Origin of the sequence: Dehalococcoides sp. THU4, from assembly GCF_043231265.1 — a bacterium.
GTDB classification, from domain to species: domain Bacteria; phylum Chloroflexota; class Dehalococcoidia; order Dehalococcoidales; family Dehalococcoidaceae; genus Dehalococcoides; species Dehalococcoides mccartyi.
Genome location: NZ_CP171266.1, coordinates 236,077 through 250,176 on the forward strand (window position 1 = coordinate 236,077; position 14,100 = coordinate 250,176).

The window sequence follows — 14,100 nt, forward strand, 5'->3', positions numbered from 1 at the left end:
CATAGCCGTTGCCAAGCCCTGCTTCCGGTAAGCTTAACCATTCAGGTGGAATCCGACCTTGCCTTTGGGTTACTAGGATTAAGCCCCATTTAGATGTATAATACCCACAGCCAAATCTGGCGGGAGTGTGACATCAAAAATGACCCACATAAAAAGCCCTCTGGCTCTGGAATTCGCCGGTTTCTGGCGGCGGTTCGGGGCATTTATTATAGACGATATAATTATCAGCCTTACTTCCCTGGCCTTTGTGCCTGTGCACTGGTTTGAAATACCTGTTTTCTGGAACATAGACAGCCTGTCCGGCATCTGGTGGCTGGTAGCCCCGGTCAGCGCATTTACCAATGTTCTCTCTTTATCAGTCATGGTGGCTTACTTTGTGTTTTTCTGGTACTGGCGGGGACAGACCATCGGCATGATGGCCGCCCAGATAAAAGTTATCAGGACAGACGGTTCCGGGGTTTCGCTGGGAAACTCACTTATCCGTTTTGCGGGGCTTATTCTGGCCAGCCTGCCTTTAGGGCTGGGGCTTTTCTGGATTGCCTGTGACCGCCGCAGACAGGGCTGGCATGATAAAATGGCTGATACCGTGGTAGTAAAACTGCCCAAACCCCCTGAAGTGACCGCCCCCCAGGCTACCTGAAAATAAATATTTAAACAGCCGCAATACCCGGCAGGCTGTACTTATAAGGCAGGAACAAGATGACAAACGAAGTAAGAGTACGCTACGCCCCCAGTCCCACCGGCTACCCCCATCTGGGCAATATCCGCACTGCTATGTTCAACTGGCTCTTTGCCAGACACAATGGCGGTAAGTTTATTGTCCGGATAGAAGATACTGACCGCGAACGCTACGTGGAAGGGGCGGTGGAATCTATACTGGAAAGCCTGAACTGGCTGGGGCTTGACTGGGACGAAGGCCCGGACAAAGGCGGAGACTACGGCCCGTACTATCAGTCAGAAAGGCTTTCCCTTTACCGCCAGGCGGCTGAAAGGCTGGTTACCGAGGGCAAAGCCTACTACTGCCATTGTTCTTCCGAAAGGCTGGATAAAATGCGGGAAGAGCAGATAGCCCGCAAAGAACCCCCGGGTTATGACCGCTGCTGCCGTGATTTATGCCTGGGACAAAAAGAAGGGGCGGTTATCCGCTTTAAAATACCCCTTAAAGGACAGACCGCTTTTACAGACCTGATACGCGGTGAAGTAACCTTTGACAACGCCAAACAGGATGACTTTGTTATCTTGAAATCAGACGGCTTTCCCACCTACCATCTGGCCAGTGTGGTAGATGACCATGCCATGCAGATAAGCCATGTCCTGCGGGCAGAAGAATGGCTGCCCTCTACTCCCAAGCACCTTATGCTGTATAAGGCACTGGGCTATACCCCACCCCAATATGCCCATTTGCCCATGATACTGGGACCTGACCGCTCCAAACTTTCCAAGCGGCACGGAGCAACTTCTACTATAGAATACAAACAGGCAGGCTACCTGCCTGAAACCATGGTAAATTTCCTGTCTTTGCTGGGCTGGGCTTATGATGACAAGACCGAACTATTCAGCCGCAAGCAGCTGATAGAGTATTTCTGTCTGGAAAAGGTAAGCAAGACTGCCGCCATTTTCAACTATGAAAAGCTGGACTGGATGAACGGCATGTATATCCGTACCCTTTCCGCCCCGGACCTTGCCAGCCGGGCTATGCCCTTTCTGGCAAAAGACGAACGGATTGCCGCATCCGGGCGTTTAAACCTTGACTATACCACCAAAGTAATGCCCCTGATACAGGAAAGGGTCAAAAAACTAAGTGAGCTGGCAGAGCTTTGCTGGTTTATCTATTCGGACAATATCAGCTATGACCCGGCTTCGCTTATTGATAAGAAACTGACCAAAGATGAAAGCCTCTGTGCCTTGAAAGCGGCCTTTGCCCGGCTGGAAGCCCTGGCAAACTTTGATGCCGTAAGTATGGAGGAACATATCCGTCCGCTGGCTGCCGAACTGGAACTAAAACCGGGGCAGCTATTCGGTATGCTCCGCACCGCATCCACCGGCCAGCAGGTTGCCCCTCCCCTTTTTCAGACAATGGAGGTGCTGGGCAGGGAAAGATGCCTGGGGCGGATAGCCATGGCTATTGCCAGACTGTCTGAGCTGCCTTCTTAGCGGAGTAAAACAGATAGCAAAGGGTCAGGCCAAAAATGCTCCTGCCGGCTGTCATTTTGGATGCCTGCCGCCAAGAAAGCGGGCTAAAAATCATGGCCGCAAGAAGACATTTTACTGCCGCATGGTTTAGTTTTTATCCTTTTTATACGCTGAAAATTTACTTGATGAAAACGCCAAAAAGAGGTATAAATCAGTAACAGATGCCGCTTGGCTGTAAGTAGCAGCCTGAGAGTACCGGCAAATAAAGCTGGCATAGAGGTCCGCTGAATATGACAATAGGTCACTCCTCGTTTATCCCCCCTCCCCAGACGCACCCATGCCGCCCTATTTTTTAAAGACTTTAACAAGCGAGGAGTAGATATATATGAGCCAGCAGGTAAGTAAAGAAGAAGCTATAAACTGGTTAATAAAGATAGGCACTATCCCCTACTGGGATTCTATAGATAACCGCCCCCTGTTCCGCCGGATTGTAAAGAAAAATGACGGCACAAAGGTTGACCGGGTAACCGAAGAGGAGGCCTGGCCGTTTATCATAAACGCTTTGGGCATGAAAACCGAAGTGGAAACTGAATCCGTACACAAAACTATTGAAAAAGCCCTGAAACTCCAGGGAAGGATTTAGGTTGAACCGGGACACTTCCGAATATACACCCAGATACCTTGAGCTTTATGAATCAGGGGAGCTAAAGCAGAGGCTTTTACGGCTTGAGGAACGCATGGCGGAGTGTGACCTCTGCCCACGGAAATGCGGGGTAAACCGCCTGATAAACGATAGCGGCGGGTACTGCCACAGCGGAAACGCCCCCATAGTGGCAGCAGTCTGTGAGCATCTGGGGGAAGAACCGGCCATATCAGGGGATAACGGCTCCGGCACTGTTTTCTTTTCAAACTGCAACCTTAGGTGTGCCTTCTGCCAGAACCACCAGATAAGCCAGGATTATGAAAACCAGCAGAAAAACCAGACAGACTGCCAGACTCTGGCCAGACAGATTGTAGACCTGCAAAATACCAAGGGTGTACACAATATTAACTTTGTCTCACCCTCTCACTTCGTCCCCCAAATGCTGCGCACCCTGATAGAGGCCATACCCATGGGACTGAGGGTGCCGGTGGTCTACAATACCAACGCCTATGACTCTCTGGAAACGCTGTATGAGCTGGACGGGGTAGTGGATATATACCTGCCGGACCTCAAGTTTGCCAATAACGAATGGGCGCGCCAGATTTCCGGCTGCAAAGACTACGTCAGCCATGCCCGTGCCGCCATACGGGAAATGTTCCGCCAGGTAGGACGGGTGCGTTACAACGCCGAGGGAATTGCCGAGAGGGGGCTTATTGTACGCCACCTGATTTTGCCGGATGATTTAGCCGGCAGCAAAGAATCCCTCCGGTGGATAGCAGATTTATCAACCGAGATTACAGTCAGCCTGATGGCCCAGTATTACCCCTGCCACCGGGCTTTGGATATGCCCCCGCTTGCCCGAACTATATCTGTGGCCGAATACCGCACCACCATAAATATGCTGGATATTTTGGGAATAGAAAACGGGTGGCTTCAGGAACCGGATGCCAAGGACTACTATATCCCTGATTTCCAGCGCAACGGCCACCCGTTTATAAGTTACTAATTAAAGTTTTTTTGAGAACTAACCGTGGCGTTTGCGGTTGCAGAAGGCAAAGTGGATTTTCAGGCCGCTGACCTTATCCTTTTTGTTTACCCCGGTTATAAAGGTTTTGAGGTCAGGCAGTTCCTGAGCGGTTTTGGTATTTTCAATCTTTTCGGTTTTGACAGCCATTATATTTACTCCGTAATTATTTACAAACTGAAGAAGCATTATAGCACGTATTCGCTTCCAACAAAAGCCGCTTCGCCGCAGACACCGCTTAAAGCCTGATTGTGCCGCCTTTCCGGGCTGTGATATTATTTAGGCATATGGAAATAAACGTTATAGTCAAACCGCCTTTTAAAAAACTGGTATCCACCCCATTTCTTAAAAAGATAGCCTCCGAAACCCTTAAAGCCCAGGCCGCAGACCCGAATTCGGAACTGGGTATAGTTATTACCGGTCAGGAAGAAATAAAAGACTTAAACTTAAAATACCGGGGGCTTGACGAGCCTACAGATGTACTTTCGTTTTATATGCTGGAGGAAAACCCCGAAAACCTGACCGCAGCGGATGATTTTCCTACCCCGCCTGACGAAAATATCCATCTGGGAGAAGTAATAATCTCTTATCCCCAGGCAGAGCTTCAGGCAACTGCCGCCGGTCACAGCGTGAGCCATGAAATAGCCTTTTTGCTGATTCACGGGGTGCTTCACCTGCTGGGGTATGACCATCACGAAGTTGTGGCCGAAGCAGTTATGAAGTCTCACCAGGATATAGCCATGAAACATATACGGGAGATACTGGAATGAGAGTACTGGGTTTATCCGGCAGCCCCCGCCTTGGCGGCAACAGTGATACCCTGCTGCACGAAGCTATCAGAGGTGCCAAAGACAAAGGAGCGGATACCCATGTTATTTACCTGTCAGACCTGGATATAGGCCACTGCCCGGCCTGTGATGACTGTTTTTATACCGGTGAGTGCCGCTACCGTGATGACATGGACGAAGTAATCAGCCAGATGGAAAAGGCTGACCGGATAATAGTATCCAGCCCTATTCACTTTATGGGTGTCAGCTCACAGCTTAAGGTTATGATAGACCGTTGCCAGTCACTCTGGGCACGCAAGTACAAGCTGAAAACACCGCCCCTGGGTGATGACCGGGAACGCAAAGGCATGTTTGTGGCCGCCGGAGGTATGAAAAACGGGGATGTTTTTGAAGGCGCCAGAGCTACCATGAGAGCTTTCTTTGCGGTACTGAACGTAAAATACACATATGAACTGCTGATAAGCGGAGTGGATAATCTGGGTGCTATCCAGACCCAGTCTGATACCCTCAAGAAGGCTTATGAACTGGGCCAGATGCTGGCAGAAAAATAACCTAGCTTCTGGCTATGCCCACTATTTCCCGTATGCTTTTTAGCCCCTCGGCTTTGGCATAAGCTTCCAGCCCTTCAAGCACCTCTATAGGGGTGCGCGGGTTGACCAAGTTGGCTGTGCCTATCTGAACAGCAGTTGCCCCGGCCATTATAAACTCAAGCGCATCTTCGGCATTCATAATACCGCCGCCGCCGATAACAGGCACATTTACCGCACCGGATACCTGATAGACCATACTAATCGCCACCGGTTTGATGGCCGGTCCTGAAAGCCCCCCGGTATGATTACCCAATATGGGACGCCGTTTTTTGATATCTATACGCATACCCCGCAGGGTATTTATAAGCGAAATAGCATCCGCCCCGGCATCCGCCACCGCCCTGGCCAGCTCGGTTATGCTGCTGGTATTGGGGGTCAGTTTTATTATCAGGGGCAGAGTGGTGGCATTCCTGACTGCATCAGTCACTCTGGCGGCAGATTCGGGTGAAGACCCAAACTCTATACAGCCGCACTTAACGTTGGGGCAGCTGATATTTACTTCTATACCGCTTACACCGGGCACTTTATCCAGCCGCCGGGCAAGCTCAGCATAATCTTCAATGCTTTCAGCCGCAATATTTACTATTACAGGCACGTCCCAGGTGTACCACTGGGGCGCCTTTTCCCGGATAACCGCCTCCACCCCCATATTTTGCAGCCCGATGGAATTAAGCATGCCGTTTGGAGTTTCGGCTATGCGGGGCTGGGGGTTTCCCTCCCTCGGTTTCAGGGTAGTGGCTTTGCAGACAATGGCACCCAAACGGTTACGGTCAAAAAGGTGGGGGTACTCATCACCATAGCCAAACGTCCCGGAAGCCACTATGACCGGATTGGCCAGCCTGAGCTGGCGGGCATTATACGGGGCGATATCTACATTTAAATTAAGTTCAGCCATACGCCCAAGATTATAAGGCTTGGAGATGGCGGAACACAACCTCTCTTTCCAAGCTGTGCCCTAATATTTTATCTTGCTTATTTGGGTTTTATAGACTACACTGAAAACATGAAGCGAAACACCTCCTGTTTTAGCTTTGTTGTTATTAGGGGACACACAAAATCCCGCTTGGGTAGTTTGTTCTTTACGCACACGGGGGAGGCCAGGGCAGATTTTATGCCGGCTTCTTCCCAAATGCTAGATTAAAAAACCAGAATCCGGTTTTTTCATTCGGAATTTCCGGCAAAACGGCACAGTACCGAAACATACCCGAAGGTATCATAGCAACCAGGAGGACCCAATGGTGGCAAAGAAAAAAAGTGGATTAAACCCGATATACCGTTTACGGCTGGAAGCAGACCTTAAAAGGCTGACCGACCAGCTTGAACAGATGCGTTCCTTACGGGTGGCTGAAGACCGCCGTGAGGGAAGCCCTTTTGGCAAACGTGAAGAAGAGGCAACCGAAACAGCCGAGCTTGAAAACGGGCTGGCCATGGAAAAGAAACTGCTTGACCAGATTGCTGAAACTGAGTACGCACTGGATAAATATGACCGGGGTGTTTACGGCCTCTGTGAAATGTGCAAAGAGCCTATAGACCCTGCCAGACTTGAAGCTTTGCCGCAGGCCAGACTGTGTATGCAGTGCAAGTCTAAAGCAGCCAAGTCTTACTAAATCAGCTTGAAAAGGGTTGGGGGTTAATGACCAGGGGATTAGTATTTTTTGTCAGCGCCGCTTGCGGCGTTCTGGCTGACCAGCTAAGCAAATTTATTATTGCCGCTAACCTTACCCCGGGCACAGCCATACCGGAAAGCGGTTTCTTCCAGATTGTCCACGTTCATAATACCGGCGCGGCTTTCAGTATTTTCAGGGGGCACACCGAGTGGCTTATTGCCGCCAGCTGTCTGGGAGTAATACTGGCCCTGACCGCTTTCTTCTTAAGGAAAAAACTGCCATTTCTGGATACCCGCCCCGGTTTAGCCGCTTTGGGAATTATCCTGGCAGGTACGATAGGCAACCTGATTGACCGGGTGCGGTTGGGTTATGTTACTGACTTTATACAGGTAGGGAGCTTCCCTACTTTCAATATGGCTGATTCCTGCCTGACGCTGGGCATTATCTGGCTGGTGCTTTTATACCTGACATCTTCCCATTCGGGAGGAGATGCCAGTGAAAACGCGTAAACTGGTTGCCGAATCTGACGGTGAGCGGCTGGATAAATACATAGCCCAAAAGGAAACTGACCTTTCCCGCAGTTTTATACAGGAACTGGTGGAAGCAGGCCATATACAGGTAAACGGGAAAACCGCCAAACCCAGTCTGAAACTTAAAAACGGTGACACTATAACTATAGAAATACCCCCCGAAACCCCGCCCGAACTCAAAGCCGAAGATATACCCCTGGATATAATCTTCCAGGACAAGGACCTGCTGCTTATAAATAAACCGCCAGGGCTGACCGTTCACCCTTCCCCGGGTCACCCTGACCATACCCTGATAAACGGGGTGCTGGCACTTGAACCTGAAATGGAAGACTTCGACGACCCCCTTCGTCCCGGAATAGTCCACCGCCTGGATAAAGATACTTCAGGGCTGCTGCTGGTAGCTAAAAACCGCGAAGCCCTGGCGAACCTGTCTGCCCAGTTTAAAGAACGGACCGTACGCAAGTACTATCTAACCTTGGTGCAAGGGGAACTGCATCCTGCGGAAGGGTTTATTGAAGCCCCGCTGGGGCGTGAACCTCAAAACCGCCAGAAAATTGCGGTGGTATCTGACGGAAGGCCCGCCCGCACCGGCTACAAAGTGCTGCGTTATATTCAGGGATACAGCCTGCTTGAGGTCAAACTTGAAACCGGCCGCACCCACCAGATACGTGTCCATTTTGCGGCTATAGGCCACCCGGTGGCAGGTGATGCAGTTTACGGGCAAAAAGAGACTTGGCTTAAAAGACAGTTTTTGCATGCCCACCGCCTTAGTTTTAGCCTGCCCTCAAACGGGCAGAACGTAGAGTTCAGCTCTCCCCTTCCGACGGATTTGGAAGAGGCCTTGAAAACACTGGAGAACCCCTCCTGAAAATATTTTTAAAAATATTTGGAATTGGGGGGTTATATTCGGCTTACACGGCATAGTATAATAGTAACTCCGTAGCAGATAGTAATAGGTCAAAAGGGCTATGAGATTAGACCGCAGACGTTCCAGTATAGAGATTATCGCTGACATGCTCAGGCTGGGTGAAGCCGGCAAAACTGAGATTATGTACAGCGTCAATATGTCTTATTTCCAGCTTCAGAAATATCTGAACTTCATGCTGGACAGGGAGCTTATTGACCGTGTACAGCTTGGCAACCCTTCTGTTACCTACAGGGTGACTGCCAAGGGGCTTGAACTTTTGCGCAGTATTGATAATATATTAGACACACTGGACCTTAAAGATAATGAACAGGACGAAGCCTAACTTACCGGGGCAGTAAAAGGAGATACCATGTCTGACAAACGAATGCTGATTGTACCGGCGGAGCTGGTAAGGCGGATTGATGAAAACCGCGGCGACTTGAGCCAGGCGGATTTCCTGAATTACCTTATTGACTCTCAGCTAGGCGGCGAAAACCGCAAGGAAAACGGAATCTCCAGCCAGGAGTTTGAAGCCCTCAAGCAGGACGTTAAGAAACTGCTTGAAAAATCCAACAAGTCTGCCAGCAGAGAAGAACTGGTTTCCTTTCAGGAAGACACCAAGAAACTCCTCAAGAGTTTCGTGGATTTCTTTGTAGGCTACGGGCTGGAACTGGGCAAAGGGTCTTCTGCCATGAGTGACCTTGAAGCCTTAAGCAAACTGGGCGGTGCCGGCAGCAAAGACGAAACCCCCGGCGGTGAAGTAAAACTTAAGTGGAAATAACCTAAAACAGGCTTCTAAAGACCTGCTTAAGCCCTCTTCAGACGAAGAGGGCTTTTTTCTTTTTCCCCTCAGCTTTAATAGAACATTGTTCTAGTATTTAAAACCTTCCAAGTGTGTTTGGTGTCTGCCATATTTAGAACATGTTTTATGTATTTATTGGTGCAATAGGTTTTTCACTGGTACATATCTTTGATTTTGTTGCCCTGAAAAAACTGCCGCTTCTCAAGCCCATACTCTGGCTTTCGGGTTCGGCCCTGCTGGTGTATGCCGGTTTTATGGTCTGCTTCAACGGAAATTCATTCTTACTGCCCGTCTGGCTGAATGCCGCCGGCTGGGCGGTATTTGCAGCAGGCATCTATTTCTTTCTTTATTCCCTCTTTGTAAATCTGCCCTTCGGTAAAACTTATGTCAAAACCGGAGTGGGAGACAAACTGGTTACCAGCGGGTTTTATGCCCTGGTACGTCACCCCGGCGTACCCTGGTTTGTACTGGCCATGGCCGGCATGACCCTGGGTGCGGGTACGGACTTTACCCTGTGGGCGGCCGTTATCTGGAGCCTTTTGGATATATTGCTGGTGTACATACAGGACCGCTGGGTATTCGGAAAAATGTTTCCGGGCTATGCCCAGTATCAAAAAAACACCCCCATGCTGATACCCAACCGCAAAAGCATTGCGGCTTATATAAAACAGCGTAATTTTTCAAATACTATACAAGGAGAAGCAAAATGACCCAGCTAGGTGAGCTATTTGCACAGGGTAAAGTTGAGGAAATCTGGGACCGCTGCTGCGGTTTTATTGACCTCAGCATTGAAGATTTCATGAAAATACAGGAAAGACTTCTTCAGGAACAATTGGAACTCCTTAAAAAATGCGAACTGGGCAAGCACATTTTCAACGGGGCAACACCGACCAATTCAGAGGAACTGAGGCGGAGCGTACCCCTTACCACCTATGCGGACTATGCCCCCTTCCTGACTAAAAGACGCATGGATATACTTCCCAAAAGACCTATTCTCTGGCAGTATACCTCCGGCAAAAACGGCGAATACGCCCACCGCTGGGCTCCGGTAACCGCCCGCCAGATGGACGAGGTAGAGTCTCTGGTTTGGGCAATGGCCCTTTTCAGCAGCTGCAATAAACGCAAGGATATAAATATCCGCCCGAATGATGCCGTACTCTACGGCATGGCACCGCCGCCTTATGCCACCGGCACTATTGCCCGCTGTTTCCCCCATGAAAAGTTTAATTTCCTGCCCAAAGTGGAGGAGGCCGAAAGGATTCCCTTTGAAGACCGGGTGAAAAAGGGCTTCCAGATGGCTCTGTCTGAGGGGCTGGATTACTGTTTATCCATGTCCAGTGTAACTGTAGCCCTGGGCAACCGTTTCAGCCAGAGCAGCGGCAAAATAAGCATGAAATTCCTGCTGTCCAACCCCAAAGCCATGCTGCGGCTGCTAAAAGGTAAAATCAAAGCCAAGCTGGCCGGACGCCCCATGCTCCCCAAAGACCTCTGGAAGGTAAAGGGGCTGATGACCTACGGTATTGACGGCAGTGTCTACCGTGAAAAAATAAAGGAACAGTGGGGGCGCTATCCGCTGGATTTCCACGGCTGCACCGAAGCCTTTTTAATAGCTACCCAAACCTGGGACTATTCCAGCATGACCTTTGTCCCTTATATGCAGTTCTTTGAGTTTATACCTGAGGAAGAGGCGGTAAAGAGCTGGCGTGATACCAGTTATCAGCCCAAAACCCTGCTGATGGACGAACTGAAACCCGGCAACTACGAGGTGGTTATCACCAGTTTCCACGGCGGCCCGTTCGTACGCTACCGCTTAGGCCACCTGGTACAGATAACATCTTTACGCAACGAAGCTTTGGATATAGATATCCCACAGATGATTTACCTGACCAGAGTGGATGACCAGATTGATATTGCCGGTTTTACCCGCCTTTCCGAAAAAGGCATCTGGCAAGCTATTGAAAACAGCCAGGTAGAATATGTGGATTGGGTAGCCTGCAAGGAACGGGTGAATAATACACCCCGTCTGCACCTTTATATTGAACCCAAAGACAACACCACCCAGACTAAAGAGGAGGTTACAGCCTCTATCCACGAGGAACTCAAAAAGGTACACCCCGGATACGCTGATTTGGAGTCTTTTATAGGTTTGATGCCGCTGGATGTGACCTTTTTGCCCAAAGGTGCTTTCAAACTCTACAAAATACGCCAGCAGAACGCCGGAGCAGATTTGAGTGATTTGAAGCCCCCGCATCTGAATCCTTCGGCCGGAGATTTGGCTTTTATGCTGAATACTCCCACCAAGGTAACTGTCAAACAGGAGGAAGCTGTCAAAGTCTAAAACCCAGGAAACCTGTCCGTATCAGTCAAAAATGGGCGGTGCTCAAAGCTACCGCCCATTTGTATTACTGGGTGTCCATATTTGACAACAACACTATTGTACTGCATAATGGCTCAATACAAGCCTGATTTTTTACTATGCACCCGGATATAACGGGTAATGAAGAGGCATTTTCGTGACTATCTGGGCTCTGGTACCGCTTGTAACCAGTATTGCATATATAGTACTGCTAGCCGTTGTCCTGCTTTCTAAACGGCAGCCTATCACCGGGGTTTTTTCTGTCTTCTTAGCTGCAGCCGCTTTCTGGAGCTTCACCTCTTTCATGCTCCATCTGGACGCCCCGCCGGAACAAACCCTGTTCTGGCACAACCTGCTAAATATTGCCCTCTTTACCGCCATGCTTATGTATTACCAGTTTATCCATGTCTATACCAACCGTAAAAACAACCTTTTCCTGATAATAGGTTATATTACACTGGCTCTGGATATTTTCTTTAACCTGACCGGGCGGCTGGTTACTTCCGCCTATATAGAAGACAACGTGGTCTACCACACCATAACCCCCTTGTTCTATGCCGTTTTTATCTTTGCCCTGCTGTTCATAGGGGTTATCATTTATCATCTGGTACACAAATACCGCCAATCTACAGACCCGGCCGAACGCAACCGCACCCTGTACCTGGTACTGGGGTGGGTAATTGTAGTTCTTTCAAGCTATACCAATCTTAGTGACAACCCCCGCATCTACGGCCTGCCACTTGACCATGTGGGCAACTTTATAAACGCGGGAATTATTGTCTACGCTATTACCCAGTACCGCCTGATAGACATTAAACTGATAGCCCGCAAGACCCTTACCTATGTTCTTTTGTTTTTCTCCATGATAACCATATATGCCGGAGCTTTACTCCTGGCTACACGGGTATTCCCGGCGGAAGAAATGTCTACTATAATCCTCATGGCAACCCTGATTGTGCTGATACTGGCCATGACCGCCCGCCCTCTAAGAACACTTATTGAAAAACGTATAGACCAGCTGTTTTACCAGGAAACTTATGAATCCCGTCTGGCCCTTACCGGATTTTCCCGCAAGATGGGTAATATACTTAATCTGGAGGAACTGGCCAAATCACTGCTGCCTGACCTGGCTAAATCTTTAAATGTAAACAAAACCGCCCTCCTTTTCCCTGATGCCGCCAGCGGTGAGTTTTCGCTGCAATATGTTTACCCCGGTGATGACCAGCTGAAAACCCATTTCAAACTGGCTTCCGATAATCCTGTCATTGCCTGGCTGGATAAGAACAATGCCCAGTTATACCTGAATAAACTGGACACTTTACCGGAACTGAAGGGCTTATGGCAGATAGAGAAAGAGCAGCTCCAGAAATCAGAGATGGGGTTACTCTATCCCATAAAAAGCCGTGATAAGCTGATAGGCATTATCGGGCTGGGTAATAAAAAACGGGGGGGCATATATTCCATCGGAGATTTGGACCTGCTGATAAGTGTAGCCAATCAGGCCGGTATTATAATAGAAAATGCCCAGCTTTATACTCAGGCCACTATCCGCGCCAATACCGACGAACTTACCCGCCTGTATAATCACCGCCACTTTCATGAGCGCATAGAACAGGAAATAGCCCGTGGTTCACGCTTCGGCAATACCTTTTCCCTGATACTGCTTGACCTTGACCTCTTTAAGGTCTACAACGACGTATACGGCCATCTGGCAGGTGACCAACTGCTCCGCAGGCTGGGTAAAATACTGGAAAATTCCATCCGCTCTATTGATATGGCCTTCCGCTACGGAGGTGAGGAATTTGCCATAATGCTGCCCGGCACTAAGATTGAAGATGCTTATCATGTAGCCGAACGTATCCGCAAAAATGTTGAGACCAAGTCTTCCTTCCGTGATATGCCCATAACCGCTTCCCTGGGTCTGGCTAACTGGCCGAATGACGGGATAATGAAGGAAGAGATTATAGCCAAAGCTGATGCCGCCCTGTACCACTCCAAAGAGACAGGACGAAACCGTACCAGTCTGCCTGCCGAGTTGAATAGCAACCCCACCCAGGTAATAAACTCCGAGCTGGAGGCCCGTCCCAAGGCTATGTCCATTATTTATGCTTTAGCGGCCACGGTTGATGCCAAAGACCATTATACTTACGGGCATTCGCGCAAGGTAAGTGAATATGCAGTAGCCCTGGCAGAAATATTAAAACTGCCTGAGGAAAAAGTGGAAAACATACGGGCGGCCGGACTGCTGCATGATATAGGCAAAATAGGCGTACCCGACCATATTCTGACCAAGCCGTCTGCTCTGGACGATGAAGAATGGGAGCCTATTAAAACCCACCCGGAACTGGGGGTGGAAATACTGAAGCGGATAATTGACCTGGTAAACTGCCTGCCGGCAATACTCCATCACCATGAACACTTTGACGGCAGCGGATACCCGTTTGGGCTTAAGGGCGAAAACATACCTCTGGAAGCCAGAATACTCAGTATTGCAGATGCCTATGATGCGGTTACCTCACCCCGCCCCTACCGCACCCAACTCCATACCGAGCAGGCCATAGCCGAACTGAAACGCTGTGCCGGCTCCCAGTTTGACCCGGCGCTGGTAGATATCTTCTGCCGTGTTATAAAACCGGAAGATAACCCCCAACTCGAAGCCTCACCTGAAACCGGCACTGACTAAATAACTATCTTGGCTCTTCTTTACAGAAAACCGGGTC

At 49.5% G+C, this 14,100-nt stretch carries 16 protein-coding genes; 14 read left to right on the top strand and 2 right to left on the bottom strand.

The genetic code is table 11. The annotated features are described in order from the left end of the window. The first annotated feature begins 139 nt into the window (after nucleotides 1-139). The 4 genes from ACE6F3_RS01275 (at nucleotide 140) to ACE6F3_RS01290 (ending at nucleotide 3,782) form a co-directional block, all read left to right on the top strand. Complete coding sequence (locus ACE6F3_RS01275) at nucleotides 140-640, top strand: RDD family protein (RefSeq protein WP_010937052.1); 501 nt, start codon at nucleotides 140-142, stop codon at nucleotides 638-640. Nucleotides 641-699: 59 nt separating this feature from the next. Continuing rightward, on the top strand, nucleotides 700-2,154 hold the full coding sequence (gene gltX / locus ACE6F3_RS01280) for a glutamate--tRNA ligase (protein ID WP_279115257.1): 1,455 nt from the start codon (nucleotides 700-702) through the stop codon (nucleotides 2,152-2,154). Between the two features lie 364 nt (nucleotides 2,155-2,518). Then, complete coding sequence (locus tag ACE6F3_RS01285) at nucleotides 2,519-2,776, top strand: hypothetical protein (RefSeq protein WP_279115254.1); 258 nt, start codon at nucleotides 2,519-2,521, stop codon at nucleotides 2,774-2,776. Between the two features lies 1 nt (nucleotide 2,777). Next, nucleotides 2,778-3,782 carry a radical SAM protein gene (locus ACE6F3_RS01290; RefSeq protein ID WP_279115251.1) on the top strand — a complete coding sequence of 335 codons (1,005 nt, stop codon included), beginning with the start codon at nucleotides 2,778-2,780 and terminating at the stop codon, nucleotides 3,780-3,782. Nucleotides 3,783-3,800: 18 nt separating this feature from the next. On the opposite strand, the gene ACE6F3_RS01295 is transcribed toward ACE6F3_RS01290, so the two are convergent. After that, nucleotides 3,801-3,950: a hypothetical protein gene (locus ACE6F3_RS01295; protein ID WP_010937057.1), complete on the bottom strand. Its 150-nt coding sequence runs from the start codon at nucleotides 3,948-3,950 to the stop codon at nucleotides 3,801-3,803. Between the two features lie 137 nt (nucleotides 3,951-4,087). Between ACE6F3_RS01295 and ybeY the strand changes: the two genes are divergently transcribed. Beyond that, nucleotides 4,088-4,570: an rRNA maturation RNase YbeY gene (gene ybeY / locus ACE6F3_RS01300; protein WP_077975554.1), complete on the top strand. Its 483-nt coding sequence runs from the start codon at nucleotides 4,088-4,090 to the stop codon at nucleotides 4,568-4,570. Then, nucleotides 4,567-5,139 (top strand): flavodoxin family protein, encoded by a 573-nt coding sequence (locus ACE6F3_RS01305; RefSeq protein WP_096476895.1) that lies wholly within the window; start codon nucleotides 4,567-4,569, stop codon nucleotides 5,137-5,139. The genes ybeY and ACE6F3_RS01305 overlap by 4 nt, the downstream gene beginning before the upstream one ends. Before the next feature lies 1 nt (nucleotide 5,140). On the opposite strand, the gene ACE6F3_RS01310 is transcribed toward ACE6F3_RS01305, so the two are convergent. Beyond that, nucleotides 5,141-6,073: a dihydroorotate dehydrogenase gene (locus tag ACE6F3_RS01310; protein ID WP_279115249.1), complete on the bottom strand. Its 933-nt coding sequence runs from the start codon at nucleotides 6,071-6,073 to the stop codon at nucleotides 5,141-5,143. Between the two features lie 340 nt (nucleotides 6,074-6,413). Here ACE6F3_RS01310 and ACE6F3_RS01315 point away from each other — a divergent pair, with 340 nt between their 5' ends. From ACE6F3_RS01315 to ACE6F3_RS01350, 8 genes are all read left to right on the top strand, one after another. Next, entirely contained in the window at nucleotides 6,414-6,785 is a 372-nt protein-coding gene (locus ACE6F3_RS01315) for a TraR/DksA C4-type zinc finger protein (protein WP_010937061.1), read from the top strand. Between the two features lie 26 nt (nucleotides 6,786-6,811). Beyond that, nucleotides 6,812-7,294: a signal peptidase II gene (gene lspA, locus ACE6F3_RS01320; protein WP_103908276.1), complete on the top strand. Its 483-nt coding sequence runs from the start codon at nucleotides 6,812-6,814 to the stop codon at nucleotides 7,292-7,294. Beyond that, nucleotides 7,281-8,183 carry an RluA family pseudouridine synthase gene (locus ACE6F3_RS01325; protein WP_324664573.1) on the top strand — a complete coding sequence of 301 codons (903 nt, stop codon included), beginning with the start codon at nucleotides 7,281-7,283 and terminating at the stop codon, nucleotides 8,181-8,183. The genes lspA and ACE6F3_RS01325 overlap by 14 nt, the downstream gene beginning before the upstream one ends. Nucleotides 8,184-8,283: 100 nt before the next feature. Beyond that, a complete protein-coding gene (locus ACE6F3_RS01330; protein ID WP_010937064.1) occupies nucleotides 8,284-8,565 on the top strand; it encodes a winged helix-turn-helix domain-containing protein in 282 nt (93 codons plus the stop codon). Nucleotides 8,566-8,592: 27 nt separating this feature from the next. After that, entirely contained in the window at nucleotides 8,593-9,003 is a 411-nt protein-coding gene (locus ACE6F3_RS01335) for a hypothetical protein (RefSeq protein WP_010937065.1), read from the top strand. Nucleotides 9,004-9,143: 140 nt separating this feature from the next. Further along, nucleotides 9,144-9,734, top strand: coding sequence for a methyltransferase family protein (locus ACE6F3_RS01340; RefSeq protein ID WP_392654785.1), 591 nt, complete (start codon nucleotides 9,144-9,146; stop codon nucleotides 9,732-9,734). Continuing rightward, nucleotides 9,731-11,362, top strand: coding sequence for a GH3 auxin-responsive promoter family protein (locus ACE6F3_RS01345; protein WP_301086074.1), 1,632 nt, complete (start codon nucleotides 9,731-9,733; stop codon nucleotides 11,360-11,362). The genes ACE6F3_RS01340 and ACE6F3_RS01345 overlap by 4 nt, the downstream gene beginning before the upstream one ends. 175 nt (nucleotides 11,363-11,537) lie before the next feature. Continuing rightward, a complete protein-coding gene (locus tag ACE6F3_RS01350) occupies nucleotides 11,538-14,063 on the top strand; it encodes a diguanylate cyclase (protein WP_353915111.1) in 2,526 nt (841 codons plus the stop codon). Nucleotides 14,064-14,100 lie beyond the last annotated feature (37 nt).